Origin of the sequence: Hymenobacter aerophilus DSM 13606, from assembly GCF_000382225.1 — a bacterium.
Lineage (GTDB): Bacteria > Bacteroidota > Bacteroidia > Cytophagales > Hymenobacteraceae > Hymenobacter > Hymenobacter aerophilus.
On record NZ_KB907803.1, the window covers coordinates 193262 to 220049 of the forward strand.

Genomic DNA, 26788 nt, shown 5'->3' on the forward strand with positions numbered 1-26788 from the left:
TTAGCGCACCCGGCCGCGGCCACCGCCACCGCTATTGGATGGGCTGCTGCTGGGTGAAGGCGAGGAGGAAGGCGCCGAGTACGAGCGGCTCGGCTCGGAGTAGGAGCGCGAAGGCTGAGAAGGCTGCGAATACGACCGGCTCGGCTCGGAGTACGAGCGGGTGGGCGCTGAGCGGCGCTCAAAGCTGCGGCGCGGCTGTTCCGTGCCGCCCGAGCTGCTGTTGTTGTCGCCGCTGTAATACGTGGCGCGGCGGCTCCGGCCCGATTGCGGCTGGTCGGCGGCAGAGCGCTGCATTACCCGGCCACCAGTGGCCGGCGCGGCATTACTTGGGGCCGAGTTGTCGAGCACGCGCCAGCGGCGGGTGCTGTTTTCGGGCTGGCTGGCCGTAGTGGCCCCCGCTGCCTGCTGGCTGCCCATGTAGCGGCCCGTACGCGTTTCGGTAGTCGAATTAGCGGCCGGCTGCCCGGTGGCCGAGCTGCTGCCGTTGCCCACCGTTACGTCGCGTACCCGGCCGCGGCCATTGTACTGGCTGGCAGCGGGGTTGCCGGTACTGCCGGTAGCCGGCGTAGCAAAACGGCCTTCCTGCACCACGCGGCTCTGCTGCGCTGCCCGGTTACGGCCGGGGCTGGCCACGTTGCCCGAGCCGGCGGCCGAAGAATTGACCAGCCCGGCACCGTTGCCGGTGCGCGAGCGGCGCGGCCCGTAGGTATAGTTGCGGGCCGGGCGGTCGGCGCCCACGCCGTAGTAGCCGTTGCCGTAGTATCCACCACCGTAGTAGCCGTTGCCATAATAGCCGCCGCGGTAGCCGTATCCATAGCTATAGTATGGGTCGTAGCCATAGCCATAGGGCCGGTAGTAGGGGCGACCGAAGCCGTAGCCAAAACCGATGTTGATGGTCAGGCCCCCGTAGCCGTAGTAAGGGCGGTAGAAGGGGTCGTAGAACGAGTAGCCGAAGGGCGAGTACGGCGAGTAGGCAATGATGGGCGCCCCGTAATAAAACGGGTCGGCGTAGGGGAAGCTGTAGTAGCCCAGGCTGCCGCCGCGGTAGGTGCTGTAGCGGGGCGGGGAGGAAGCGTAGTAGTCATCGTCGTAATACTCGCTGTTGGTGCTCCGGGTGGCGCTGCCGCTGTAGTCGGGGTTGGGCACGTCGCCGGGGGTGCCGGTTACCTGCCGGGAAACCGGCACGGCCACGGCCGTTACCTTGTCGGCCGACGAGTAATACATGCCGTCGTTTTCGGTGGTGGCCAGATTAGACGAAACGGCGCACCCTCCCAGCGTCAGCAGGGCCAGGGCGGGTAAGATAGTGGGAAGGTGCTTTTTCATGATGCCTGCGCGTAAAGTTGGATTGAGCAAGTGAAGGAAACCGGGGCCCAGAGGCCGACGGACCGCCAAAGCCCAATTCCTCCGGATTTTATAACGTAATTTCGCCCCGAAACGGTGCCTTTTTCTTAGGACAAATCTTGTACCAGAAATCGGAACTTTTTCATCCTTTTTCCCAAGATACTCCCAATATGAGCAAAAGTTTGCCCAAGCGTAGCGAAGATTATTCGCTCTGGTACAACGAACTGGTAAAGCGGGCCGGGCTGGCCGAGAATTCGGCCGTGCGCGGCTGCATGGTGATCAAGCCCTACGGCTACGCCATCTGGGAGAAGATGCAGCGCACGCTCGACGACATGTTCAAGCGTACGGGCCATGAAAACGCATATTTCCCGCTTTTCGTGCCCAAGAGCCTGTTCGAGGCCGAAGAGAAGAACGCCGAGGGCTTCGCCAAGGAGTGCGCCGTGGTTACCCACTACCGACTCCAGACCGATCCCGACAAGCCCGGCAAGCTCCGCGTCGACCCCAATGCCAAACTCGAAGAAGAGTTGATTGTTCGCCCCACCTCGGAGGCCATCATCTGGAGCACGTATAAAGGCTGGATTCAGAGCTACCGCGACCTGCCGCTGCTCATCAACCAGTGGGCCAACGTGGTGCGCTGGGAGATGCGCACCCGCCTGTTTCTGCGCACCGCCGAGTTTCTGTGGCAGGAAGGCCACACGGCCCACGCCACCGAAACCGAAGCCGTAGCCGAAACCCGCCAGATGCTCGACGTGTACGCCCAGTTCGCCGAAGAGTGGATGGCGCTGCCCGTCATCAAGGGCGTGAAAACCGAGAACGAGCGGTTTGCCGGCGCCATCGACACGTATTGTATCGAGGGGCTGATGCAGGACGGCAAGGCCCTGCAGGCCGGCACCTCGCACTTCCTGGGCCAGAACTTCGCCAAGGCCTTCGACGTGCAGTTCCAGACCAAGGAAGGCGGCCTGGAGTACGTGTGGGGCACGAGCTGGGGCGTGAGCACCCGCCTGATGGGCGCGCTCGTAATGGCGCATTCCGATGACGAAGGCCTCGTGCTGCCGCCCAAGCTGGCCCCCATTCAGGTGGTAATCGTGCCCATCTACAAATCCGGCCAGCTGGAGGAAGTGATGGAGCGCATCCGGCCCATGCAGATGGGGCTGATTGAGCGCGGCATCTCGGTGAAAGTGGATGACCGCGACACCGAGCGCCCCGGCTTCAAGTTTGCCGAGTGGGAGCTGAAAGGCGTACCCGTGCGCCTGGCCGTAGGTTTGCGCGACCTGGAGGCCGGCACCGTGGAGGTAGCCCGCCGCGACACCAAGGAGAAGATGACCCTGCCGCTGGCCGACATCGTCAACAGCGTCGACCAGCTGCTGGCCGATATTCAACAGAACATCTACCAGCGGGCCCTGCGCTTCCGCGAAACCCACACCACCCGCGTCGGGAGCTACGAGGAGTTCAAGCAGGTGCTCGACACCACCGGCGGCTTCGTGCTGGCCCACTACGACGGCACCTCCGAAACCGAGGAGCGCATCAAGGAGGAAACCAAAGCCACCATCCGCTGCCTGGCCCTCAACGAGCCCGACGAAGACGGTGTGTGCATGATTACCGGCCGCCCCTCAGTGCGCCGCGCCTACTTTGCGCGAGCCTACTAAATCACTGATTTTCGCTGATTAATCGTGATTGCGCTGATTTATTAATCACTGATTGCCGTTGATTTTCCGCTGATTACGCTGATTTTTATTGGTATTGTGACAAATAACAAAGCAGGCCCGCCATTTGGCGGGCCTGCTTTGTTATTTGTCACAATACGCAGTACCAAATACTCAATACTCAAATCAATACTCAATCCGCACAACCTCGACTTCCTCCTTTTTCGGGCCCAGCTGCAGGGTGATGCGCTGGCCGGATTTGGCGCCCTGCACGGCGCGGGCAATGGGGGCCACAAAGGCAATTTTGCCTTTGGACACGTCGGCTTCATCGACGCCGACGATGGTGAAGCGGCGCTCGGGGCCTTTGCTGCTGGTGGGGCGCAGGGTTACGGTAGCGCCGAAGCGGACTTCGTTGGCGGGTTGGGTGACGGGGTCGACGAGCTTGGCGCTGGCCAGGCGGTCGGAGAGAGCGGCGAGCTGGCCATTGAGCAGCGTGAGGCGGCGGGTGCGGTCGGCGTCGTTGTCGTGGTTGGCCTCGGCGGCGGTGCGGGCGGCTTCCAGCTCCGCCAGCTCCTGGCGCAGCTGCTCCAGGCCGGCGGGCGTCACGTAGTTGGCCGAGCCCGGCGGCAGGGCCGGCCGGGGCGGAATAATCGGGGCTTCGAGGGAGTCGTCCTCCTTGGTAAATGCGCGGCTCATACCGGACTTAACGCGGGGCCGGGGCCGGGGTTGCGGGGGCATAGTGCCGGCGCGCCGGTTGCTGTGGGGTTTGTGCGTATCTTTTCCCCATCCAAACTACTTCCCTTTCGCTATGGATTGGCTTACGATTGCCCTGCTGCTGTTTTTCGGCGTCGCCTTTCTGGTGGTCGAAATTATCTTTATTCCCGGCACTACGGTGGTGGGGCTGGTGGGCTTTGCGCTGCTGGCCGTGGGTATCTGGTTCAGCTACCGCGACTTCGGCAGCACCACGGGCCACATCCTGCTGTCGGCCTCGGCCGTGTTTGTAGGGGCGCTGGTGTATGTCGGGCTGCGGCCGCGCAACCTCGAAAAAGTCGCCCTCAACCAGCAAAACCACGGCCACGTGCTCGATGTGCGCCACGCCGATGTAGCGCCCGGCACCGTGGGCCGCACCCTGTCGGCCCTGCGCCCCGCCGGCACCGCCCTCTTCGCCGACGACCGCCGGGAGGTAACCACCCGCGGCGAGTTCGTGGAGTCCGGTGCCGAAGTGCTGGTCATCGGTATCGAGCACAACCGCATCGTTGTCCGGCAAGTCGCCTGATTTCAATGGGCAGTTGTCAATTATTAGTTGTCAGGAAGAACGTCATTCAGAGCGAAGCGAAGAATCTCGCGTGCTGACGTTGGATTACTGTTGCAACGTCGGCACGCGAGATTCTTCGTCCCTGCTCTATACGCAGCATGCTCTGAATGACGTTCTTCCTGACAACTAACAGCTAACAACTATCAACCAAAAGCATCACCAACCTCCTGTTCCCTATGGATCAATTTCCCTTCTTTCCGCTCATTGTGGGCGGTATCGTTTTACTGGTATTCCTGTACTTCTTCCCGATCAGCCTCTGGATTACGGCGCTGTTTTCGGGGGTGCGGGTAAGCCTGTTTCAGCTCGCCTTTATGCGGGTGCGCAAGGTGCCGCCGTCGTTGATTGTCAACTCAATGATTACCTCCACCAAGGCCGGCTTGGCCCTCACGGCCAACGACCTGGAGACGCACTACCTGGCCGGCGGCAACGTGCCCAGCGTTATCAAGGCCCTTATTTCGGCCGATAAGGCCAACATTCCGCTGTCCTTCAAGCAGGCCACGGCCATCGACCTGGCCGGGCGCGACGTGTTTGCGGCCGTAACCACCAGCGTAAATCCCAAGGTGATCAACACGCCCAACGTGGCCGCCGTGGCCCAGGATGGCATCCAGCTCATTGCCAAGGCCCGCGTAACGGTGCGCGCCAACATTGCTCAGCTCGTGGGCGGCGCCGGCGAAGAAACCATTCTGGCCCGCGTGGGCGAGGGCATCGTGACCAGCATCGGCTCGTCGCTCTCGCACAAGGAGGTGCTTGAAAACCCCGACAAAATTTCCAAGCTCGTGCTCAGCAAAGGCCTCGATGCCGGCACGGCCTTCGAAATCCTATCCATCGACATTGCCGACATCGACATAGGGGAGAACATCGGCGCCAAGCTGCAAATCGACCAGGCCACGGCCGACCTGAAAGTGGCCGAAGCCAAGGCCGAGGAGCGCCGCGCCATGGCCGTAGCCGTTGAGCAGGAAAACCGCGCCAAAACCCAGGAAGCCAAGGCCCGCGTAGTCGATGCCGAAGCCGAAATTCCGAAGGCCATGGCCGAAGCCTTCCGCTCGGGCAACCTCGGCATTATGGACTACTACAAGATGCGCAACATCCAGTCGGACACCGACATGCGCGACTCCATCGCCAATCCCGGCGCCACCGGCAGCAGCAGCAAACCCGGCCGCGACGAAACCCGGATGAGCTAATTCTGAGCTGCAAGCCGCAAGCTACAAGCGGCAGGCTGACGTTCGAGAGTAAGTAGCATTTCAGTCACAATAAGGCCCCGCGCTCGGTTGAGCGCGGGGCCTTCTTATCCCTAGCCAACATAACGTCAGCCTGCCGCTTGTAGCTTGCGGCTTGCAGCCCTCAATACCTACTTTTTCGTAATCCGGAACTCGACGCGGCGGTTGAGTTTGCGGGTTTCCTCCTGGTCGTTGCTGGCGACGGGCTTGCTGCCGCCGAAGCCCTCGGTGCTGATGCGGCTGCTGCTGATGCCCTTCTGCACGAGGTACTTCTTCACTTCGTTTACCCGGTCGAGGCTCAGCTTCAGGTTCAGCTGCGGGTCGCCCTGGTTGTCGGTGTGGCCTTCGAGCCGGATTTCAATCTGCGGATAATCCTTCAGAATCTTCACTAGGCGCAGCAGCTCGGGGTAGGAGTTCTCGCGCAGGTAATACTTGCTCTGGGTGAAGAAGATGTTGTTGAGCTTGATGGTCTGGCCCACGGCAAAGGGCACCAGGTACAAGTCCTGGTTGACTTCGGAGTACTTCTGGCGGTCGGTTACGTCGAGGTTGTCCGATTCGGCCAGGTAATCCTTGGCCTCGGCGCGGTAGCCGTACTGCGTGCCCGAGGGCAGCACAATAGTGTAGGAGCCATCGATGGGGCTGGTTTCGGCCACCCCGATTTCCTCGCCCGTGAGTAGGTTTTCGTAGCGGATGGTGGCCGCCACCGGCTTCTTGGAGCTGGCGTCGAGCACCCGGCCGCGCACCAGCGTCACCACTTCGGGCCGGAAAGTAGGCTTGAGCGAGATGCGGAAAATGTCCTTCGAGCCGCCTGTGCCGTTGCGGGCCGACACCAGGTAAGCATCCTCGCCGGCGGCCGACACCGTGTAGTAGGCGTCGAAATCGGGCGAGTTGACGGTGGGGCCCAGGTTGCGGGGCTTGGTCCAGTTGGTCCAGGAATCGTCGAGGCGCTTGGAGTAGAAAATGTCGCTCTTGCCGTAGCCGCCGCGCCCTTCCGAGGCGAAGTACAGCGTCTTGCCGTCGGCCGCCAGGAAAGGGGCGAAGTCGGCCTTTTTAGTGTTCACGTTGGGCCCCAGGTTGCGCGGGCGGCTCCAGGTTTTGCCGCCCTGGTTGAGGAAGCTCACGTACAGATCCTGCTCGCCCTGCCCGTCTTTGCGGTCCACGGCCATCAGCATCACCTTGCCCGAAGTGGCCAGGAAAAAGTCGACGTGCTCGGCGTCGTCGTTGTAATAATCTTCAATATCCACCTTCTCGGGCTTGGTCCAGCCCGTGGCCGTACGCCGGCTCAGGCTCGGGCCCTTGGGCACAATGGTACCGTCGGGCTCGTACACGCCAATCACCAGCAGCTGCTGGCCGTTGGCCGACACCGAGGCCACACCGTTGGGGTCGCGGGGGGTGTTGATGGGGCTGCCGATGTTTTTGGCCGCGTTCCAGGCCTTCTTTTCGGCGTTGCCCAGGGTGCTGTACCACACGTCCTGCGCGTCGGAAGCGCCGCCCGAGTTCTGCGGGCTTTCCTGGCGGGCAAAGAACAGCGTGCGGCCATCGGGCGAGATAACCGGGTGCGTATCGACGTACTTGGAGTTGACGTTGGGCCCCAGGTTCACCATGGCCGAGTCGAAGCTCACGGCGCTGTCCTCGTTCTTGAACTCCTTTTTCACCATCGTATCCACCACGTCGGCCACGCCGATGGCATCAATCTGGTTGACGCCGTTCACGGCCTTGGTATTCATGGTAACCACCACGCCGATAGTGCGGTAGGTGGCTGCCGGGAAGGTGGCCTGCAGTGTGCGGAACTGCTCGGGAATAGGACCGGGCGTGTCGTTTTTGTACACTTCGTGCTTGCCGCCGCGCGTATCAACCAGCTCGATTTTGGTGATGGCGCCGGGGTTGAAGTTCTCCACCACCGACACCTGCCGGGCAATAACCGACTTGCTGAAGCGCACTTCAATCGACTCGCTGCTGCCCGTTTTCTTCGGAATCCAGGCCTCGTTGCTGGCCTGGCCCAGGGGCGTGGCGTTGGGCTCGCCCAGCACTTTTTCGGGCGAAAATGGCTCTTTGCCCTCGGCTTTCTGCGAAGAAACCGCTACCACTTTTGAAGCCCACACGGCGTGTTGCGCCCGTGCCAGGCCACTACCGCCCAGCAATAAGCTTCCCAGGAGTAGTATTCTCTTACCGTTCATAAGCGCGCAAGTCAAATCGGAGCCGACCGGCGGAACAGGGCCACCGGTTGCTGGTTGAATTCAGGATTTTTACAAGACGCCAGAAGGGCGCCGGAAGTTTCGCCGGCACCCGTAAGCGGGCACAAAGATACTCCTTTCCCCCTCCATCAGGGCTCCCCGGACCCGCGAAAATCCAAAATAGAGGTCAATTTCTGCCCCGCATTCGGTCAGCGACCCATTTGCCCGGCTATATCCCGGGTTGAACTCGGCCAGACCAGCATTGCTGTAGCTGGTCAGCCCTATGGCTCATGAAAGCCAGCGGGCAAGCCGGAGCCAAACCGGACCTGGTTTTTCGGCGGGGCGGCCGGCAGCAACAGCGGCCGGTTTTGAGTAACTTGCCGCCCCATCCATTGTCTCCATTTTCATTCAGCTTTACTTGTATGGAAGCGCAACTGCTCAACGAAATTCCGTCCCTCGATCTGGCCGACTTCCGCTCCGGCGACCCCGAGCGCAAGGCCCGCTTTGTACAGCAGCTCGGCGAGGCGTACCAGAACATCGGCTTTGTGGCCCTCAAAAACCACGGCCTCAGCAACGAGCAAACCGACAAGCTCTACACCGACGTAAAAGCTTTCTTCTCGTTGCCCGACGATGTAAAGCAGCAGTACGAGAAGCCCGAGCTGGCCGGCCAGCGCGGCTACGTGAGCAAGGGCAAGGAGCACGCCAAGGGCCGCAACACCGGCGACCTGAAGGAGTTCTACCACGTGGGCCAGGAAGTGGACGATGCTTCCGACCCCATCGGCGCCGAGTACCCCGACAACATCTGGCCCGCCGAGGTGGAAAGCTTCGCCGACACTTCCCTGCTGACTTACCGCACCCTCGAATCGGCTGGTAAAGACGTACTACGCGCCATTGCCCTGTACCTGGAGCTGCCCGAGAACTACTTCGACGACAAGGTGCGCAACGGCAACTCCATCCTGCGCCCCATCCATTACTACCCCATCGAAAACCCCGACGAGGTGCCGGCCGACGCCGTTCGCGCCGCCGAGCACGGCGACATCAACCTGATTACGCTGCTGATGGGTGCTTCGGCCGACGGCCTGCAGGTGCTGCGCCGCGACGGCGAGTGGATTGCCATTACGGCCCTGCCCGACCAGATTGTGGTGAACGTGGGCGACATGCTCCAGCGCCTGACCAACGGCGTGCTCAAGAGCACCATTCACCGGGTGGTGAACCCGGCGCGCGAGAAAATGAACTCCTCGCGCTACAGCGTGCCGTTCTTCATGCACCCGCGCTCGGAAATGAGCCTGGCCGCCCTCGAAAGCTGCGTGACGGCCGACAACCCCAAGAAGGAAGCCGACATCACGGCCGGCGAGTTCCTAAATGAGCGCCTGATTGAGCTGGGCCTGAAGAAGAAGTAAGGCTATAACAAGCCGATTAGGATTTTGAATACCGCGAAGGGTTCGGATAGAAGCTGTTGACTGACAGTGGCTTCTACCCGAACCCTTCGCGGCGTTCGGGCCGGTTGCTACTGCCCGCATGGGCTTTATAACGGCCAACCTTTATCTTGGTCAGCCTTCACCATTGCCCCGCGCCTTTCCGCCTTGCCTGCGCCCACCCCCGCCGATAGTACGCTGGCTCCGCCGCCCGGCTCACCGCCGCCGGTGAAGCGCGGGCGCAACCTCATCTTTCTCAAGGATGTGGCGGCGCTGGGCCTCACGGCTTTCGGCGGCCCGCAGGCCCACCTGGCCATGATGCTGCGCCTGCTCGTGGATAAGCGCCGCTACCTGAGTGCCCCCGAGCTGCTGGAGCTAATGGCGCTATGCCAGATTCTGCCCGGCCCGTCCTCCACCCAGATTATTACGGCCATTGGCTTCCGGCTCGGCGGCCCCAACCTGGCCTACCTCACGCTGCTGGTCTGGATGCTGCCGGCCGTCACCATCATGACGGTGGCGGGCCTATCGGTGAGCTACTTGGATAAGGCGCTGGTGATGCGGCTGGTGCAGTACGTGCAGCCGGTGGCGGTGGGCTTCGTGGCGTATTCGGCCTACACCATCGCCCGCAAAGTCATTCATACCAAAACCGCCGTGGGGCTGCTGGTGCTGGCGGCCCTGCTGGTGTATGTGGTGCAGGTGCCCTGGCTGATGCCCATTCTGCTGCTGGCCGGCGGGCTGGTGACCACTTTCCGCTACCGCAAAATGCCCCGCCAGGACAAGCTGCCCATGCAGATTGAGTGGGCCAACTTCGTGCTCTGGCTGGGCGTGCTGATTGGCGCCGCCGTGCTGGGCCAGTACACCCAGCTGCTGCCGGTGCGCCTGTTCGAGAACTTCTACCGCAACGGCAGCCTCGTGTTTGGGGGCGGGCAGGTGCTGGCCCCGCTGCTCTACACCGAGTTCGTCGAGTTCAAGCACTACCTCACGTCGGAGGAATTTCTGTCGGGGCTGGGACTGGTGCAGGCGCTGCCGGGGCCTAACTTCTCATTTGCCGCCTACATCGGGGCGCTGGCCATGCGCGGGCAGGGCGGCAGCGGCCTGAGCGGGCAGCTGCTGGGCGCACTGGTAGGGGCGGCGGGCATTTTCATGCCCGGCACGCTGCTCATCTTCTTCCTGATTCGGTTCTGGGACCAGCTCAAGCGCTACCGCGTAGTAAAAGCCTCGCTCGAAGGCATCAACGCCGTGTCGGCGGGCTTTGTGTGGGCCGCCACCTTTCTGCTTTACCACCCGCTGCCCGATACGCCCGTAAATCTGGGCCTGATTGGCGCCACGTTTCTGCTGCTGCTCTGGAATAAAGTGCCCTCCTATATTATTGTGGGCGCGGCCCTGGCCGCCGGGCTAGTGTTCTAGCCGGCTGGCTGGGGTACTGCTGGCCCGCATTTTGTGGGCGCCCGTCCCGCCAAGGGGCAAACCGTACGAGCCAGGCGCTTAATCCAACGGACTGTAGCGCCGGCCGTATTTATTTCAATAGCTTTAGCTGAACGACTCTCCGATCCAGTGAGGCGTTTTTTTACGCCTCTAACCATCAGGCATATTTGCGTATGCACATATAGGTTTTAGCCTTCTTGGAAAGCTATATACCTTTACTTCCTGAATCTACCATTTCCCACCGCATGGACCAGTATTCCTACATCGCCAACGCCAATGGCGAGTTCATCGACCAGCTGTACCAATCGTACAAAAACGACCCGGAATCGGTTGATTTCGGCTGGCAGAAGTTTTTCGAAGGCTTCGACTTCTCGCAGAAGTTCCCCGACGGCGACATGCCGCAGGCCGATGGCGAGGGCGCTATCCTGACGCCGGCCAGCACCAACAACGCCCCGCCCATCCGCTCCGTCGACCGCGAGTCGGGCGACAAGCAGACGCAGGTGCGCAACCTGATTTATGCCTACCGCAGCCGCGGCCACCTTGTGGCCAACACTAACCCGGTGCGCGAGCGGAAAGACCGCAAAGCCTACCTGCAGCTGGCTGATTTCGGTCTGAGCGACGCCGACCTCGACACCGTGTTCAGTAGCGGCAACGTCATCGTCGGCCTCGATGACAACGCCACGCTGCGCCAGATTCTGGAGGCGCTGAAGAAGATATACACCCGCACCATCGGCTTCGAGTACACCTACATCCGCGACCCGAAAGTGCTCGACTGGTTCCGCGACAAGGTGGAGCGCGAGTCGCTGAGCTTCAAGCCGACCAAGGAGTTCAAGAAGCGCATCCTGAGCAAGCTCAACGAGGCCGTGGTGTTCGAGAACTTCCTGCATACCAAGTTTTTGGGGCAGAAGCGCTTCTCGCTCGAAGGCGGCGAAACCACCATTCCGGCCCTCGACGCCATCATCCGCAAGGGCGCCGAGCTGGGCGTGGAGGAAGTGATGATTGGCATGGCTCACCGTGGCCGCCTGAACGTGCTGGCCAACATCATGGGCAAGACCTACGAGCAGATTTTCTCGGAGTTCCAGGGCACCGCCGTGCCCGACCTGACCATGGGCGACGGCGACGTGAAGTACCACATGGGCTATAGCAGCCAGGTGGACGTGGACGGCCGCAAAGTGAACCTGAAGCTGGCGCCCAACCCCTCGCACCTCGAAGCCGTAAACCCGGTGGTGGAGGGCTTCGTGCGCGCCAAGCTCGACCACGGCTACGGCAACGACTTCAACAAAGTAATGCCCATCCTCATCCACGGCGACGCGGCCCTCTCGGGCCAGGGCATCGGCTACGAGGTGACGCAGATGTCGCAGCTGGAGGGCTACCGCACGGGCGGCACCATTCACTTCGTCATCAACAACCAGGTGGGCTTCACCACTGATTTCGAGGATGGCCGCTCGTCGATTTACTCCACCGACCTGGCCAAGATTATTGATGCGCCGGTGCTGCACGTGAACGGCGACGACCCCGAGGCCGTGGTGTTTGCCGTGCAGCTGGCCACCGAGTACCGCCAGGAGTTCCACGCCGATATCTTCATTGATATGGTGTGCTACCGCCGCCACGGCCACAACGAGTCGGACGAGCCCAAGTTCACCCAGCCCACGCTTTACAACCTCATCAGCAAGCACCAGAACCCGCGCGAAGTGTACAACGCCGCGCTGGTGGCCCGCGGCGACGTGGATGCCGAGCTGGCTGACGAGCTGGACAAGGAGTTCCGCGACACCCTGCAGGCCCGCCTCGATTTGGTGAAGCAAAAGGCCCTGCCCTACAACTACCAGGCCCTCGAAAACGAGTGGCGCAGCCTGCGCCGCAGCACCCCCGCCGATTTCGAGCAGAGCCCCGAAACCGGCATCAGCGAGGAGGCCATAGCCCAGGTGGGCCGCGCCCTGACCACGCTGCCCGAAGGCTTCCGGCCCCTCAAGCAGATTGATAAGCTGATGGAGGAGCGCCGCAAGATGTTCTTCGAAACGCGCGTGCTGAACTGGGCCGCTGGCGAGCTGCTGGCCTACGGGTCGCTGCTGCTTGATAAGCACATTGTGCGCGTAAGCGGCCAGGATGTGCAGCGCGGCACGTTCTCACACCGCCACGCCGTACTCCACGACGCCGAAACGTCGGCGCCCTACAACTCGCTCAACCACATTGCCGACGACCAGCAGACGCTGCGCATCTACAACTCGCTGCTGAGCGAGTACGCGGTGCTGGGCTTTGAATTCGGCTACGCGCTGGCCAACCCCACCGCCCTGGTGGTGTGGGAGGCGCAGTTCGGCGACTTCGCCAACGGCGCCCAGACCATGATTGACCAGTTCGTGGTGAGTTCGGAAAGCAAGTGGCAGCGCATGAACGGCCTCGTGATGCTGCTGCCCCACGGCTACGAGGGCCAGGGTCCCGAGCACTCCAACGCCCGCCCCGAGCGGTTCCTGCAGCTGGCCGCCGAAAACAACATCATCGTGGCCAACCTGACCACGCCGGCCAACTTCTTCCATGCCCTGCGCCGGCAGCTGACCTGGGAGTTCCGCAAGCCACTCATCGTCATGTCGCCCAAATCGATGCTGCGCAACCCGCTGTGCGTGTCGCCGGTGGAGGATTTCACCAGCGGCCGCTTCCACGAGGTGCTCGGCGACAACTACGCCGAGGCCAAGAAAGTGAAGCGCGTGCTGCTGTGCTCGGGCAAAGTGTATTTCGATTTGCTCGATGAGCAGCAGCAGTCGGAGCGCCGCGACGTGGCCATTGTGCGCCTCGAGCAGCTGCACCCCTTCCCGCAGCAGCAGCTGCAGGCCGAGCTGGCCAAGTACCCCAAGGCCAAGGTGTACTGGGTGCAGGAAGAGCCCGAAAACATGGGCTACTGGAATTACCTGCTGCGCTTCATGCGCCGCGAGCTGGAAGATGTGGTGTCGCGCAAGCCCTCGGCTTCGCCGGCCACCGGCTACAACAAAGTGCACCTGCAGGAGCAGAAGGAAGTGGTAGCCCGCGCCTTCGACAAGCCCCGCGAAGCCGTAGCCGACGAGGTAATCGAAGAAGTAAACGCCATTGCCAAAAAGCAGGACTAGCTAATTTGAGCTGTTAGCTGATGGCTATTAGCTGTTAGCTTCCGTTCAAAAGCAGCCGCTTAGCTTTAACTCTCACTCCCGAAACCCTTCAAATCCCCCCACCTATGGGTCTGGAAATTAAAATCCCCGCCGTTGGCGAATCCATCACCGAAGTAACCATTGCCAAGTGGCTGAAAGCCGACGGCGACACCGTGGAGCGCGATGAAATCATTGCCGAGCTGGAGTCGGACAAGGCCACGTTTGAGCTGCCCGCCGAGCAGGCCGGCGTGCTCCGCATCAAGGTAGCCGAGGGCGAAACCATCGACATCGGCACCACCATTGCCGAAATCGACGGCGACGGCGCGGGCGCGGCGGCTCCGAAAGCGGCCCCAGCCGCCGGCGCTACGGCCCCGGCCGGTGCTACCGACCCGGTAAGCAAGGGCGAGGAAAACCCGCAGGCCAGCGACCAGGCCGGCTACGGCGGCAGGCCTGAGGGCGGCGCGGCCGGTGCGGCAGCCAGCAACGGCGGCCAGAGCGGCGGCGGCGCGACGGTGGAAATGAAAATCCCGACCGTGGGCGAGTCCATCACTGAGGTAACCGTGGCCAAATGGCTGAAGGAGGATGGTGCCAGCGTGGAGCGCGACGAAATTATTGCCGAGCTGGAGTCCGACAAGGCTACGTTTGAGCTGCCCGCTGAGGCCGCCGGCACGCTGCGCCACGCCGCCAAGGAAGGCGAAACCATCAATATCGGCGCCACCATTGCCCGCATTGAGGGCGGCAGCGGCGCGACTTCGGCCAGCGCCCCCAAGGCCGATGCGCCGAAAGCCGCCGCGCCGGCTGCTTCGGCCAACGCTGCGGCCGGCACCGGCAACAGCTCCTACGCTACGGGCACGCCTTCGCCGGCGGCCGGTAAAATTCTGGGGGAGAAAGGCATCAGCGCCGCCGATGTATCGGGTACCGGCCGCGACGGCCGCATCACGAAGGAAGACGCCCAGAACGCCTCGGCCAAGCCCGCCGCGGCTCCGGCCGCTCCGGCTGCCAAAGCTGCCCCGGCTCCGGCCAGCAGCCAGCCCACGGCCGGCAACGCGCCTTCGGGCAACCGCAACGTGCGCCGCGAGCGGATGAGCAACCTGCGCAAAACGGTGGCCCGCCGCCTCGTAACGGTAAAGAACGAGACGGCCATGCTCACTACCTTCAACGAGGTGAACATGCAGCCCATCATGGACCTGCGCACCAAGTTCAAGGACCGCTTCAAGGAGAAAAACGGCGTGGGCCTCGGCTTCATGTCGTTCTTCACCAAAGCCGTGTGCGTGGCCCTGAAAGAGTGGCCCGCCGTGAACGCCCAGATTGACGGCACCGACATCGTGTACAACGACTTCTGCGACATCAGCATCGCCGTTTCGGCTCCCAAAGGGCTGGTGGTGCCGGTTATCCGCAACGCCGAGGAGCTGAGCTTCGAGGGCATCGAGAAGGAAGTGGTGCGGCTGGCCACGCTGGCCCGCGACAACAAGCTGACGCTGGAGCAGATGACCGGCGGCACGTTCACCATCACCAACGGCGGCGTGTTTGGCTCGATGATGAGCACGCCCATCATCAACGCCCCGCAATCGGCCATCCTGGGCATGCACAACATCGTGCAGCGCCCGGTAGCCGAGAACGGGCAGGTGGTAATCCGCCCGATGATGTACCTGGCCCTGAGCTACGACCACCGCATCATCGACGGCCGCGAGTCAGTGTCGTTCCTGGTGCGCGTGAAGGAGCTGCTCGAAGACCCAACTCGTTTGCTGCTGGGCGTGTAAGGACCACGGATTAGCGTGGATTTTAGCGGATTTCACGGATTTTGTAGTCCTGCAACAGCCCGAAACAGAACGAGGCTTGCCAATCGGCAAGCCTCGTTCTGTTTCGGGCTGTTGGATGTAGAAAGCCGATTCGTGTTCGCGCCAGTCTGCGCCGATCACAAAATCCGTGAAATCCGCCAGAATCCGCGCTAATCCGTGGTCCTAGTCGACGGGTAGCTCGCGGTTGCGCAGAGCTTTGAGGCGGGTGGCCATCTGGTGGGCCAGCTGCTTGGCCTGCTCGGCTTTGGAGCCGGCGAAGTATTCCTCGACGGTGGAAGAGAACAGTTGCAGCCAGTGCTCGATGTGGGCGCCGCCGCGCGGCATCACTACCTGCTCGGGCAGCGGCTCGCCCTCGGCCGTGCCGGCACCGAGCAGCGTGCTGCTCCAGTAGCGATACTGCGACGTGAGGTAGTGGGGCCAGTGAATGCGGGCCGCGGCGGCGAAGCTGGCGCCCAGCAGCGTGTCGTTGGTGGCCTTGTGGCAGAGCGAATCGACCAGCGTTTTGATGTCGCCTTCGGTACGAATGTCGGGACGGGTAACGGACGTTTTCATAGGCCAGGAAGAAAGGGTGGGTGGGCTCTGGAATACGCAGCGAATTTACGCAGGTTGCCTGATATTCGCCGCTAAACCGGGTGCCTTTTTACCTGTATCCTGTTTTTGTTGCATCGGGTAGCCACGCACTGCCGACCCAGGGCTTTCGGCCTCCTGAAAATCCTAAGTGAGTAATCGTAAATAACTGAGTAACAGTTGCGCTACCAGCGTGCCCAAGCGTAGGCGTCAGGCCAGCTTGCGGGGCTGCGGCTGCTTGCCGCCCAGCACCACCAGGGCCACGGCGGCCACAATCAGGGCGGCACCGCCCAGCATGCCGGTGTTCAGGGTTTCGCCCGCAAACAGCCAGCCCAGCAGCAGCGCCACCACCGGGTTGACGAAGGCGTAGGTGCCCGCCAGCGCCGGCTCGACTACCTTCAGCAGCCATACGTAGGCCGACAGTGCGATGATGGAACCGAAGACCACCAGATACGCCAGCGCCCCCCAGATTTTAAAAGGTACCTGGTCGAGGTGGAAGGCCGGGGCCTCGCCGTGCAACAGCCCGATGATGAGCAGGTAGAAGCCGCCGCACAGCATCTGCATGCCTACGCCGATAAAGGGCGAGCCGCTGACGGGCTTCTGGCGGGAGTAAAGCGAACCGACGGCCCACATAAACGAGCCCACCAGCACGGCGCCGATGCCGAGCAGGGCGTGGCCGGGAATCAGGACCGGGGCCGTGCTGTCGGTTTTAAGCAGCAGTAGCAGTCCGCCCACGCCCAGCACTAGGCCCAGCAGCACCTTGGCGTTGGGCCGGCGGGTGAGGCCCGAAGCCCAGCCCAGCAGCGCCAGATACATCGGCACCGCGGCCACCAGCAGGGCCGTCATGCCCGACGGAATATACTGCTGGGCGAACGTGGTGCCGCCGTTGCCGAATACCGGCAGACACAGCCCCATGATGGCCGCCCGGCCCCAGTCCTGCCGCGAAGGGGCGGGGGCGCCACTTAGCCGCAACGCCCCGTAGAGCAGGCTGCCGGCTATAGAATAGCGCATGGCCGAAAGCAGAAACGGTGGCCAGACGCCCAGCGCGATTTTGGTGGCCAGGTACGTGGAGCCCCAGATAAGGTACAGAGCCAGCAGCGCCAGCAAAATGAGCGAGCGGGGAGAGGTAGGCGAAGGTGCCGGCATAAAGCGAAGAGAAAAGCTGCGCAAAATTACGCGCCTTTTGGCTGGCGGCTTCCTGCGGAACATGGCCGGGCGCCTGACGTTGCGCCCCGCGTCGGCGCAACGTCGGGCGCCCGGCCGGGTCTGTAGGTGCGGTTGTTCGGCTGCCTGCTTGAACGGTGTAGAGATGCATAGTTGCGTCTCGTCGTTGCTGACGCCTGCCATTGTGCCCCGCCGTTCAACGACGAGACGCAACTATGCGTCTCTACATCGTTTTTGACGCCTGCTGTTCCGCCCTGCCGTTCAACGGCGAGACGCAAAGGGTTGCGTCTCTGCACCGCTTCACGATTCCATTTCCTATGTCCCGCTTCCTATTCCTTTTGGCCCTTTTACTAGCCGCCGCTCCAGCCACCAAAGCTCAGCTGTTGCAGGAGGGCACGCCCACCGGTTTCAGCCGCGCCGATTCGCTGCGGGGCGACTACAACTCGCCGTTGCGGGCCTGCTACGATATCAACTACTACCACCTCGATGTGCGGCTGGATGTGGCCGGGCAGGCCATCCGGGGCTCCAACGAGTTCCGGTTCACGGCTACGCGGGACTTCACGCGGCTGCAGTTCGACTTGTTTGCCAACCTGGCCGTGGAGAAAGTGGAGTACCAGGGCCGGCCGCTGCCGTTTACCCGCGAGTTCAACGCCGTTTTCGTCACGTTTCCGGAATTCATCCGGCAGGGCCAGCAGGCGAGCTTCACGGTGTACTACGGCGGGCAGCCGACTGTCGCTAAGAACGCGCCCTGGGACGGGGGCGTGGTGTTTGCCGAGCACGGCGCGGGCCAGCCCTGGGTGGCCACGGCCTGCCAGGGCGTGGGCGCCAGCATCTGGTGGCCCTGCAAAGACCAGCAGGCCGACGAGCCCGACTCCATGCTCATTAGCGTAACGGTGCCCCGGGGTCTGACCAACGTTTCGAACGGCCGCCTGCGGAGCACCACCAAGCTGAAAGGCGGCGCCACCCGCTTCGACTGGTTCGTAGGCAACCCCATCAATAATTACGATGTGGCCCTGAACGTGGCCAACTACGCGCACTTTCAGGATACCTACGCCGGCGAGAAGGGCCCCCTGACGCTCGACTACTGGGTGCTGCCCGAGAATCTGGCGCAGGCCAAAAAGCAGTTCGGCGAAAACGTGAAACCCATGCTCAAGAGCATGGAGTACTGGTTCGGGCCCTACCCGTTCTACGAGGACGGCTACAAGCTCGTCGAAACGCCCCACCTGGGCATGGAGCATCAGAGCGCCGTGGCCTACGGCAACGAGTACAAAAACGGCTACCGGGGCCAGGACCGCTCGGCCACCGGCTGGGGGCTGAAATGGGACTTCATCATCATCCACGAAAGCGGGCACGAGTGGTTCGGCAACAGCCTCACGAGCAAGGATATTGCTGATATGTGGATTCACGAGGCTTTCACGACCTACTCGGAGGCCCTGTTCGTGGAAAGCCAGTTCGGCAAGGATGCCGCCCGCCAGTACATTCACGGCCAGCGCCGCAACATCCGCAACGACGGCCCCATCATCGGGCCCTACGGCGTCAATCAGGAAGGCTCGTCGGATATGTACGACAAGGGCAGCAACCTGCTCCACCTCATCCGCACGGCCTACGTGCCCGACGATGCGAAGTGGCGCGAGCTGCTGCGGGGCCTCAACCGCACCTTCTTTCACCAGACCATCACCACGAAGCAGGTAGTCGACTACTTCAACCAGCAGACCGGCCAGAACCTGACGCCCGTCTTCGACCAGTACCTGCGCCACGCCGGCCTGCCGGTGCTGGAGGTGCGCTTCCCGGCTACCGGCCCGCCGCTGGCCCGCTGGGTGGCCGCTGCGCCTGGTTTCGCCCTGCCCGCCCGCCTGCGTGTGCAGGGTACCGCCGGCTTCGTCGCCCTGCCCCTGACTACCACCTTCCAGCCCGTAAACCTGCCGGGGCTGACCAGGGAGAACCTGGAGCTGGACACGGAGAACTTCTATATAGGAGTGCTGGCGGAATAGAACGGTTATATTCTTATTTTAATACCTCCTGCTTTCAATATGGGAAGCGGCCAGACTGCTTGTGCATTGCCGGAAACGTATCGTTTATAAAGGTGTTTTCATGTAAATGCCTAAATTTGAGTAACGGATAGAACTATGCTGGGCCGAAGATTGTCTGTTCGGCGTGATTTTTTATTGCCTCTTGCTGCCTGACCAGGCTTCAGGGTATTGGTGAATTCAGGTTATTGATTGCACTATTTATGTAAATAGTGTGACGGGCTGAACGTGGCGGATTTATAAACTGATTAGATGACTGCACCTATAGTCCCGAGCAACTGTCAGCAGTGCCCGCATTACCAGCAGTCGTTGCTGGGCGCCTGCCACCATACCGAGCTGGCGCTGGTGGAGGGGGGCAAAATGCACCAGTTTTACCGCAAGGGGCAGCTCATATTTGCGATGGGCGCCCGGGCCGTGGGGCTCTACTGCGTGTACGAGGGCAAGGTGAAGGTTTCCAACCGTAGCGCCGATGGCAAGGAGCAGATTATCCGGCTGGCCCGCGAGGGCGACGTGCTGGGCTACCGCTCGCTGATGAGCGGCGACATCTGCACCACCGCCGCCACGGCCCTCACCGACTGCATCGTGTGCCTGGTGCCACGGCCCGACTTTTTCAGCCTGCTGGCCCAGAATCCGCAGTTTTCGCAGGCGCTTTTGCGGCTGCTGGCCCGCAACCTGGGCGACGCCGAGCAGCGGCTGCTGCACAGCGCCTACAAGCCCGTGCGCGAGCGGGTGGCCGGGGCGCTGCTGCTGCTGCACGCGGCTTTTCGGCCCGCCGCTGCTTCCGCCGCCTATTTCAGCATTCCCGTTTCGCGCGACGACTTGGCGGCCCTCAGCGGCACAACCAAGGAAACCGCCAGCCGCCTGCTCTCCGAATTTCGGCAGGAAGGCCTGCTGACCACTCAGGGCAGCCGCATCAGCATCCGGGGCCTGGAAAACCTGCGCGAAGTAGCCAGCCTCTACGACTAGCCGCGGACTTCGCGGCCCAGCCTGGGCCCTGCATCAACCCGCAAAAATCAGCCGGCCGAAACCGTTTTTCGGGCCGTTGCGTAGCTCCCCAGGTGGCCCCGGCCGCCTGGGGAGCGGCTTTTTGCGGGCAGTGGGAAGAAGGTGGGGTAAAGTTGGATTATCCTAATCCCAAAATGGTGTCCCATAATGTATGGGCCGGGAAAAGTTTAACCATAAACATTTCCGGGGGTAAGCGCCGTCATTTCTTTTCGTCGGTTAATAAGGGACTTTTGTAGGGCAAGCCACCCTGTTCATCGCCGCTGCCAGCGGTTGGGCAGGTGGTTGAATTGGAGACAGCGCGCTACCGTAGTGCCGGCCACCGTGGGCCCGCGCACCCGCATTACGGCAGCTTCCGCCCGACTCCAGATCAATCCGGCTTTTCACTTCCACAGTTCCTCTTCCCCTGCATCAAAATGGCTTACTCCGTAAACAACCCCGCTGGCAAAGTAGTCCAGGATATCATCAACGACCTGCCGGCCCTGCTGGCCGTGGCCGTAGTTGATGTGAATTCCGGCATGAGCCTGGCCTCGCATTCCAACGCCGCCGGCATCAACCCCGATACGGCCGCGGCCTACAACACCGAAGTGGTAAAGCAGAAGCAGAAGGCCATGGCGGCCCTCAAGCTCGCCGGCGAATCGATTGATGACATCCTCATCACGCTCACCAACCAGATTCACCTGCTCAAGCTCACCGAAAGCAACAAGTTTATCTACCTGGTCGTGAGCTCGCGCGACACCAACCTGGCCATTGCCCGCGAGGTACTGCGCGCCCACGCTCCGTCGCTCAACTAATTCCGGCTGCCGCGACGCCCGTTGCGGGGCTGCCGGCCGCTGGCCCACCCCGCAACGGCGCCGCTGCGCACGGCCGGCCTTTTCCGGCCGCCGGCCCCCTGGGTCGGGCGGCGGACTCGCGGCGCCCCGGCTAGCCCTGGCGCCATGAACATCCCCTTTCTACATCATCTGCAAAGCCTGACCGGCCCGCCCCTGAACAAAATTGTGGGCGTGGCCCCGGCCGGACCGGGCCGGGCCAACGCCGAAGGCTTGCTCCGGCGCGTGCTCGGCGGCCTGCCCGAACTGGTGGCCGCCGCCGTGGGCGAGGTGGCCGACGGGCGGCTGCTGGCTTCCTACACCAGCAGCAAAGACTTCGACCCGGCCAAAATCATCGGCTTCAACGCCGCGGTGCTCCGCCAGCAGCAGCAGGCCCTGAAGGCCCTCGGGCTGTCGGAGCAGCAGGAGCAGCTAACCGAGCTGCTCATCACGCTGCGCCGCCAGCTGCACCTGCTGCGGCTGCTGCCCGATGGCAAGCGTTTTCTGTACGTGGCCGTCGACTGCCACGACACCAACCTGGCCATTGCCCGCGAAGTAATGCGCACCTGCGACACCTGACGAGGCGGGGCAGTGGGCATCTTCCGCGGCAGTTGTCTCACCTTCTAACCCCTAACTGCTTTGGTATGAAACTTACTGCTTCTCCCTTCGACCCCCAAACCGGCGACCTGCTGCCGGTGTACCGCGACGCCTACCTGCGCGGCGACCTGAGCAAAGCCTCGGCCCAGGCCGTGGAGGCCTACCTGCACCGCGACGCCGGCCAGGCCCACGAAACTCTTACGCGCTGGCAGCACCTGCGCGCCGCCGACGATGCCGAGGCGGCCCCCAGCTGGGTGCACCGGCAGCTGGCCCACATCCGGGCCGAGCCCGTGCGGTTCCGGCGGCGGGCCGGCAGCCTGGTGGCTTCGGCCGTGCTGGTGGGCACCATGGTGTTTGCCGGTACGCACCTGCCCTCCGAGCACACGCCCTTCACTGAAAACCTGCCCACCGAAGCCCTGGCCGCCAACCTGGCCGGGGTCGAAGCCAACGTAGCCGAAGCCAGCCTGGCCCGGCGCATGGTAACGGTGCGGGGCCGCATCGTCGACGAAAAGGGCGCGCCGCTGGTAGGGGCCACGGTGCTGCAGCCGGGCACCAGCCGCGGGGTATCGACCGACGCCCGGGGCGAGTACGCGCTGGTAGTGCCCGCCGGCACGGCCCTGCGCTACGGCTACGGCGGCTACCACGACGCCGACCTGAGCGCGCAGCCCGACGGGGCCGCCGCCGACGTGACGCTGCGGCCCCGTGCTGCCGCCAAACGCCATTGGTGGTCTTTCTAAGCTGCTAAAAGAGCACAAGCGGCCCCGTGGCGAACCGGCTCCTGCTGTCGGTTTCTGCCTCCCGCTTGCGCAGTTCTGGCTTCCGGGCGGGGTAGTGCCGGCCGGAAGCAGGTTAAGGCGAAGTGCTGCCGCATGTGCTGCCCGGAAGGTTGCAGGCCGCCCGGGCGGCCTGGAAGTGAGGCGGTGCTTCGCTGCTTTCGGGCCGGTCTGGTCCCTTTACGGCTCCTCTGCCGGCTTCGGCCGGTGGGGGAGCCGTTTGTGTACATGAACCCGCTTGTCATTCTGAGCTTGCGAAGGACCTATACAGGAGCTATTGTTTGATGGTAGCCTCTGTATAGGTCCTTCGACACTGGCTTGATACGCCACATGCTCAGGATGACAGGCACCTTCCGAACATCAAACTCACCATTTCACCAAATCACTATTTCACCTATTCCCCGCCGCAACCGCTACCTTTGCGGGCAGTTGATTTCCACTGCTATTTTCTGACTATGAATCAGTACGACGTTACCGTCATCGGCTCGGGACCGGGCGGCTATGTGGCCGCTATCCGTTGCGCCCAGCTGGGCCTCAAAACCGCGCTTATCGAGAAGTACGACACGCTGGGCGGCACCTGCCTCAACGTGGGCTGCATCCCCAGCAAGGCCCTGCTCGACAGCACCGAGCACTACCACAACGCCCACAGCACCTTTAAGGAGCACGGCATTGAGCTGAGTGATTTGCGGGTAAACATGCCCCAGATGAACGACCGCAAAAACGGCGTGGTGAAGGCCAACACCGACGGCATCGTGTACCTGATGAAGAAGAATAAAATCGACGTGCTGCACGGCCTGGGCTCATTCGTCGATAAAACGCACATCAAAATCGTGCCCACGGGCGGCGGCGAGGAGCAGCAGATTGAAACCAAGAACGTCATCATCGCCAGCGGTTCGAAGCCCACGGTGCTGCCCTTCATCAGCCAGGACAAGGAGCGCATCATCACCAGCACCGAGGCCCTGAATATCCGCGAAGTGCCCAAGAGCTTCGTCGTGATTGGCGGCGGCGTGATTGGCCTCGAAATGGCCTCCATCTACGCCCGCCTGGGTTCCGAAGTAACCGTTATCGAGTACACCGACGCGCTGGTGCCCACCATGGACTCCAGCATCGGCAAGGAGCTGAAGCGGGTGCTGGGCAAAATCGGCATCAAGTTTCTGCTGGGCCACAAGGTAACCGGCGCCACCCGCGCGGGCGACACCGTAACGGTAACCGCCACCAGCCCCAAGGGCGAGCAGGTGCAGGTGCAGGGCGACTACTGCCTGGTAGCGGTGGGCCGCTCGCCCTACACGGCGGGCCTGAACCTGGAGGCTGCCGGCATCGAGATGGAGGAGCGCGGCCGCATCAAGGTCGATGAGCACCTGCAAACCAACGTGCCCGGCATCTACGCCATCGGCGACGTGGTGCGCGGCGCCATGCTAGCCCACAAGGCCGAGGAAGAAGGCGTATTCGTGGCCGAAACCCTGGCCGGCCAGAAGCCCCACATCAACTACCTGCTCATTCCGGGCGTGGTGTACACCTGGCCCGAAGCGGCGGGAGTGGGCTACACCGAAGAGCAGCTGAAGGAAGAAGGCCGGGCCTACAAAACCGGCAACTTCCCCTTCCGCGCCTCGGGTCGCGCCCGCGCCTCCGGCGACCTCGACGGCTTCGTGAAGGTGCTGGCCGACAAAACGACCGACGAAATCCTGGGCGTGCACATGGTGGGCCCGCGCATCGCCGACCTGATTGCCGAAGCCGTCACGGCCATGGAGTTCCGCGCCTCCGCCGAAGACGTGGCCCGCATGAGCCACGCCCACCCCACCTACGCCGAAGCCATGAAGGAAGCCTGCCTCGCCGCCACCGAGAACCGGGCCATCCACATGTAATCACGTCTTGCAAATGCATGAAATAGCCAGAACTGCTCAATGGCAGTTCTGGCTATTTTTGTGTCCCTGAAACTAAAAATAAGCAAGAAATACTGAAGAATAGCGTTTGCCTCACCCCACTTCAATGGATTACAGACAGTGAAAAAGATGCTAGCCGGAAGTATAGGCGTGTTGGTGTTTGTAGCCTGCCGCCCCGCAAGGCCATTATTTGTCGAAGATGGGGTGGGACATTATTACTTTCAGGATAAACGCACCGGCCAAACTATTGGCGGGCACTATACTGGCTTATATAGTCAACTCTCAGACAGCAAGCCGCAGCCTTTGCCCCGCCGGGTGCTGATAGAAGCATGGGACTCTACCCAAAGAGGCTTACCGTGGCTGTTAAATGCCTGGGGGGAGCGAACAGTGCGCGCTTTTTTCTTCGACAATGGACCCGATTATGTAGCGCAAGGCTTAATGCGCTACACAAATGATAGCGCCCAAGTGGGGTTTGCGAACCGACGCGGTCGAGTAAAAATACCCGCACAGTTTACCATTGCACACCCCTTTCAGCATGGGTACAGCATTGTTGGACAGGGTAGCCACCAAGAGCCGTTGTATCCGGGTGATACGGAACATATGGTATGGCGCGGCGGCAAGTGGGGTATCATCAACCGACGCGGGCGTGTTGTTGCGCCTTTGCAGTATGATGAATTGAGCCCCGTAAGAGAAAATACAAAGTGGTTAGAGGCCGTGAATGGGACAGATGTTTTCCTTATAAACCGAAAGGGCCGGCGGTTATCAGCCCGTTCCTATACCCGCTATGGTCAGCGGCCTGATACAACCCAGACTTATCCGTTCCCGCCTGATAGCAAAAGCGAATGGTGACGGAAAGCAGTTGGTATTGTATTTATGTGTAACCGACTGGTACTGAAAGATGCAAAAGCGGCCGAAGCTCCCAGGAGCTTCGGCCGCTTTTTGTAGTAGGGTACCGGGACGCGGCGCAGCCTTATGCCAGCACTTCGTACACGATGGGCTTGAAGGCGTAGTTGTTCGACATTTCGGCCGAGCAGGCCGTCATGCCCACAATCAGGTCCATTTTGGCTTCGATGATGACGTAGTCGCCGGCGCGGCTTTTGGGCGGCAGCACGTCCACGCGGCCCGTATCGCCATCAACGGTTACGTGCATAAACACATTGAAGCAGATGGGAATCTGGTCGGGCGTGATGCCGTAGGGGGCCAGCGCCTCGCTCAGGTTGCCGAAGCAGCCGCGGTGCGGGTGCTCGTGCCCGTAAATGATGCGGAAGGTATCGGCCGAGCAGGGTGTGAGCAGGAAGTCGTGGCGGCCCACCGTGTCCTCCACCATCTCAAACATCACGTTGCTGCGGTTGGAGTAGAACGGGTGGCCGGTGGTGAGGAAAATCGTTTCGGCGTAGTCGATGGTGCGGCCCGAGGACAGGTACTCGGCGGGGTCGTGCTGGTTGAAGCACACGAAATCCGATACCTGCTCGCCCTGCGGGTCGGTGATGCGCAGGCGCTGGCCTTTGCGCAGCAAAAAAGCCGTGCCGCTGCGCGGGGCGATGGTATGCGGGGTTGCGGGGTCAGACATCAATCAGGTATGAGGGTTTAGAAAAGGGCATTTCCACGTTTCGTCGTAGGCTTTGCCCGTATATTGGTACACTTCCGAGGCCTGGCCGTAGTTCTGCAGCATGGGGTTCACCGAGCCCGAATACGCCGCGTCGCGGGTCCGGATGGTGTCGCGCAGCTTGTCGTAGCGCCCGTTGGCCCTGATTTGCTCGAACTGGTTGTGCGCGTTGAACACGATGGTGGGGTACTTGAACTGCCGCGCGGCCCGGCTGCTGCCGGGGTGCAGCCCCACCACAAAGAACGCCTCTTCTTTCAGACTGAAGCTGAAATCGGGCGAGGCCGGGTCGGGCACCACGCGCGGGTCGTGGCTGTAGCGCCGGGCATCGAGGTTGGCCAACGACTGCAGCCGCTGCCAGAACAGCTCCTCGAACATGGCCTCGTCGGGCGCCGTGGGCCCGCGGAAGATGACGGCCGCGCTGTGGTAGAGCTTCTCGGCCTGCCGGTAGGTATCCACAAAGCCGTAAATAAAGTCGAGAATGGCCGCGTCGTCTTTGGGGCAGGCCATGTGGTCGACTACCAGGCACTGGAGCTGGTTCCAGGTGAAGGCAGTTTTGGCGGCTACGCAGGGGAAGTCTTTGTTGGTGATATAATCGAAGTATTCCTGTACTTCAATCGGGCGTTCTATAGCAAACCCAAGTTGCGGGGTATAGCGGGGCCAAAAAAAAGGTCTGTTCGGCTTGAACAGCCTAGGTTTGAAGTATTCGACCCCTTCAAGCCCTGCCGACCATGCGCGAACAGACCGTTGCAATGTACTGTGTTCTCGATGATTTGATTCGTTTTACGCGTCCCGCCGGCAGCCCGCTACCGGCTTCGGGCCGCCGTTTGACCGATGCGCAGGTGCTGACCACGGCCCTGGTAGCGGCCCGCTTTTTTGGCGGCAACCTGGTGGTGGCCAAGCACTACATGGAGCAGCATTGGG

21 protein-coding genes and 1 pseudogene are annotated in these 26788 nt (G+C 62.1%); 15 read left to right on the top strand and 7 right to left on the bottom strand.

The window, feature by feature from the left end; translation table 11 throughout:
* Positions 1-1323 carry a hypothetical protein gene (locus tag H145_RS0104740; protein ID WP_019946991.1) on the bottom strand — a complete coding sequence of 441 codons (1323 nt, stop codon included), beginning with the start codon at positions 1321-1323 and terminating at the stop codon, positions 1-3.
* 188 nt (positions 1324-1511) lie between these two features.
* Between H145_RS0104740 and proS the strand changes: the two genes are divergently transcribed.
* Positions 1512-2987, top strand: a complete 1476-nt coding sequence (gene proS, locus H145_RS0104745; RefSeq protein ID WP_019946992.1) for a proline--tRNA ligase — start codon at positions 1512-1514, stop codon at positions 2985-2987.
* Between the two features lie 183 nt (positions 2988-3170).
* Here the strand turns inward: proS and H145_RS0104750 are convergent, their stop codons facing one another.
* Positions 3171-3680 (bottom strand): GreA/GreB family elongation factor, encoded by a 510-nt coding sequence (locus H145_RS0104750; protein WP_019946993.1) that lies wholly within the window; start codon positions 3678-3680, stop codon positions 3171-3173.
* A gap of 112 nt (positions 3681-3792) precedes the next feature.
* Here H145_RS0104750 and H145_RS0104755 point away from each other — a divergent pair, with 112 nt between their 5' ends.
* Together H145_RS0104755 and floA are read left to right on the top strand one after the other, a co-directional pair.
* Positions 3793-4260: an NfeD family protein gene (locus H145_RS0104755; RefSeq protein WP_019946994.1), complete on the top strand. Its 468-nt coding sequence runs from the start codon at positions 3793-3795 to the stop codon at positions 4258-4260.
* Between the two features lie 215 nt (positions 4261-4475).
* The gene (gene floA / locus H145_RS0104760) at positions 4476-5480 is read left to right on the top strand and encodes a flotillin-like protein FloA (RefSeq protein WP_019946995.1); all 1005 of its coding nucleotides are present in this window, start codon (positions 4476-4478) and stop codon (positions 5478-5480) included.
* 167 nt (positions 5481-5647) lie between these two features.
* Here the strand turns inward: floA and H145_RS0104765 are convergent, their stop codons facing one another.
* Entirely contained in the window at positions 5648-7618 is a 1971-nt protein-coding gene (locus tag H145_RS0104765; protein WP_019946996.1) for an OmpA family protein, read from the bottom strand.
* A gap of 494 nt (positions 7619-8112) precedes the next feature.
* On the opposite strand from H145_RS0104765, the gene H145_RS0104770 reads away from it, so the two are divergent.
* The 4 genes from H145_RS0104770 (at position 8113) to odhB (ending at position 15403) form a co-directional block, all read left to right on the top strand.
* Positions 8113-9090 carry an isopenicillin N synthase family dioxygenase gene (locus tag H145_RS0104770; protein ID WP_019946997.1) on the top strand — a complete coding sequence of 326 codons (978 nt, stop codon included), beginning with the start codon at positions 8113-8115 and terminating at the stop codon, positions 9088-9090.
* A 183-nt stretch (positions 9091-9273) separates the two neighbouring features.
* Positions 9274-10512: a chromate efflux transporter gene (gene chrA / locus H145_RS0104775; RefSeq protein WP_019946998.1), complete on the top strand. Its 1239-nt coding sequence runs from the start codon at positions 9274-9276 to the stop codon at positions 10510-10512.
* Positions 10513-10775: 263 nt separating this feature from the next.
* Entirely contained in the window at positions 10776-13625 is a 2850-nt protein-coding gene (locus tag H145_RS0104780; protein ID WP_019946999.1) for a 2-oxoglutarate dehydrogenase E1 component, read from the top strand.
* Positions 13626-13729: 104 nt separating this feature from the next.
* On the top strand, positions 13730-15403 hold the full coding sequence (odhB, locus tag H145_RS0104785; RefSeq protein WP_019947000.1) for a 2-oxoglutarate dehydrogenase complex dihydrolipoyllysine-residue succinyltransferase: 1674 nt from the start codon (positions 13730-13732) through the stop codon (positions 15401-15403).
* Positions 15404-15604: 201 nt separating this feature from the next.
* On the opposite strand, the gene H145_RS22550 is transcribed toward odhB, so the two are convergent.
* Together H145_RS22550 and H145_RS20000 are read right to left on the bottom strand one after the other, a co-directional pair.
* A complete protein-coding gene (locus H145_RS22550) occupies positions 15605-15994 on the bottom strand; it encodes a group III truncated hemoglobin (RefSeq protein ID WP_019947001.1) in 390 nt (129 codons plus the stop codon).
* A gap of 225 nt (positions 15995-16219) precedes the next feature.
* Complete coding sequence (locus H145_RS20000) at positions 16220-17155, bottom strand: EamA family transporter (protein WP_019947002.1); 936 nt, start codon at positions 17153-17155, stop codon at positions 16220-16222.
* A gap of 356 nt (positions 17156-17511) precedes the next feature.
* Here H145_RS20000 and H145_RS0104800 point away from each other — a divergent pair, with 356 nt between their 5' ends.
* The 7 genes from H145_RS0104800 to H145_RS23210 all read left to right on the top strand — a co-directional run bounded on the left by H145_RS0104800 (position 17512) and on the right by H145_RS23210 (position 25110).
* Positions 17512-19164, top strand: a complete 1653-nt coding sequence (locus H145_RS0104800; protein ID WP_240471660.1) for a M1 family metallopeptidase — start codon at positions 17512-17514, stop codon at positions 19162-19164.
* A gap of 288 nt (positions 19165-19452) precedes the next feature.
* Positions 19453-20166 carry a Crp/Fnr family transcriptional regulator gene (locus H145_RS20005; protein WP_083937679.1) on the top strand — a complete coding sequence of 238 codons (714 nt, stop codon included), beginning with the start codon at positions 19453-19455 and terminating at the stop codon, positions 20164-20166.
* A 452-nt stretch (positions 20167-20618) separates the two neighbouring features.
* The gene (locus H145_RS0104810; RefSeq protein WP_019947005.1) at positions 20619-20996 is read left to right on the top strand and encodes a hypothetical protein; all 378 of its coding nucleotides are present in this window, start codon (positions 20619-20621) and stop codon (positions 20994-20996) included.
* 144 nt (positions 20997-21140) lie between these two features.
* A complete protein-coding gene (locus tag H145_RS0104815; RefSeq protein WP_019947006.1) occupies positions 21141-21590 on the top strand; it encodes a hypothetical protein in 450 nt (149 codons plus the stop codon).
* 65 nt (positions 21591-21655) lie between these two features.
* On the top strand, positions 21656-22345 hold the full coding sequence (locus H145_RS0104820) for a carboxypeptidase-like regulatory domain-containing protein (protein WP_019947007.1): 690 nt from the start codon (positions 21656-21658) through the stop codon (positions 22343-22345).
* 491 nt (positions 22346-22836) lie between these two features.
* Positions 22837-24243: a dihydrolipoyl dehydrogenase gene (gene lpdA / locus H145_RS0104825; protein WP_019947008.1), complete on the top strand. Its 1407-nt coding sequence runs from the start codon at positions 22837-22839 to the stop codon at positions 24241-24243.
* Positions 24244-24390: 147 nt separating this feature from the next.
* A complete protein-coding gene (locus H145_RS23210) occupies positions 24391-25110 on the top strand; it encodes a WG repeat-containing protein (RefSeq protein WP_240471661.1) in 720 nt (239 codons plus the stop codon).
* A 121-nt stretch (positions 25111-25231) separates the two neighbouring features.
* Here H145_RS23210 and H145_RS0104830 read toward each other — a convergent pair whose 3' ends face one another.
* Positions 25232-25831, bottom strand: coding sequence for a DUF1989 domain-containing protein (locus H145_RS0104830; protein WP_019947009.1), 600 nt, complete (start codon positions 25829-25831; stop codon positions 25232-25234).
* A 3-nt stretch (positions 25832-25834) separates the two neighbouring features.
* The gene (gntA, locus tag H145_RS0104835; RefSeq protein WP_083937681.1) at positions 25835-26617 is read right to left on the bottom strand and encodes a guanitoxin biosynthesis heme-dependent pre-guanitoxin N-hydroxylase GntA; all 783 of its coding nucleotides are present in this window, start codon (positions 26615-26617) and stop codon (positions 25835-25837) included.
* Between gntA and H145_RS23965 the strand changes: the two are divergent.
* Positions 26596-26788, top strand: a pseudogene (locus H145_RS23965) (IS982 family transposase); the annotation flags it as partial. The gene gntA and the pseudogene H145_RS23965 sit on opposite strands and share 22 nt — an antisense overlap.

What these genes read in the sequence shown, in the direction of transcription:
- H145_RS0104740 (WP_019946991.1), bottom strand. Translation starts at nt 1,323, where the DNA reads ATGAAAAAGCACCTTCCCACTATCTTACCCGCCCTGGCCCTGCTGACG.
- proS (WP_019946992.1), top strand. Translation starts at nt 1,512, where the DNA reads ATGAGCAAAAGTTTGCCCAAGCGTAGCGAAGATTATTCGCTCTGGTAC.
- H145_RS0104750 (WP_019946993.1), bottom strand. Translation starts at nt 3,680, where the DNA reads ATGAGCCGCGCATTTACCAAGGAGGACGACTCCCTCGAAGCCCCGATT.
- H145_RS0104755 (WP_019946994.1), top strand. Translation starts at nt 3,793, where the DNA reads ATGGATTGGCTTACGATTGCCCTGCTGCTGTTTTTCGGCGTCGCCTTT.
- floA (WP_019946995.1), top strand. Translation starts at nt 4,476, where the DNA reads ATGGATCAATTTCCCTTCTTTCCGCTCATTGTGGGCGGTATCGTTTTA.
- H145_RS0104770 (WP_019946997.1), top strand. Translation starts at nt 8,113, where the DNA reads ATGGAAGCGCAACTGCTCAACGAAATTCCGTCCCTCGATCTGGCCGAC.
- H145_RS0104780 (WP_019946999.1), top strand. Translation starts at nt 10,776, where the DNA reads ATGGACCAGTATTCCTACATCGCCAACGCCAATGGCGAGTTCATCGAC.
- odhB (WP_019947000.1), top strand. Translation starts at nt 13,730, where the DNA reads ATGGGTCTGGAAATTAAAATCCCCGCCGTTGGCGAATCCATCACCGAA.
- H145_RS22550 (WP_019947001.1), bottom strand. Translation starts at nt 15,994, where the DNA reads ATGAAAACGTCCGTTACCCGTCCCGACATTCGTACCGAAGGCGACATC.
- H145_RS20000 (WP_019947002.1), bottom strand. Translation starts at nt 17,155, where the DNA reads ATGCCGGCACCTTCGCCTACCTCTCCCCGCTCGCTCATTTTGCTGGCG.
- H145_RS20005 (WP_083937679.1), top strand. Translation starts at nt 19,453, where the DNA reads ATGACTGCACCTATAGTCCCGAGCAACTGTCAGCAGTGCCCGCATTAC.
- H145_RS0104810 (WP_019947005.1), top strand. Translation starts at nt 20,619, where the DNA reads ATGGCTTACTCCGTAAACAACCCCGCTGGCAAAGTAGTCCAGGATATC.
- H145_RS0104815 (WP_019947006.1), top strand. Translation starts at nt 21,141, where the DNA reads ATGAACATCCCCTTTCTACATCATCTGCAAAGCCTGACCGGCCCGCCC.
- H145_RS0104820 (WP_019947007.1), top strand. Translation starts at nt 21,656, where the DNA reads ATGAAACTTACTGCTTCTCCCTTCGACCCCCAAACCGGCGACCTGCTG.
- lpdA (WP_019947008.1), top strand. Translation starts at nt 22,837, where the DNA reads ATGAATCAGTACGACGTTACCGTCATCGGCTCGGGACCGGGCGGCTAT.
- H145_RS23210 (WP_240471661.1), top strand. Translation starts at nt 24,391, where the DNA reads ATGCTAGCCGGAAGTATAGGCGTGTTGGTGTTTGTAGCCTGCCGCCCC.
- H145_RS0104830 (WP_019947009.1), bottom strand. Translation starts at nt 25,831, where the DNA reads ATGTCTGACCCCGCAACCCCGCATACCATCGCCCCGCGCAGCGGCACG.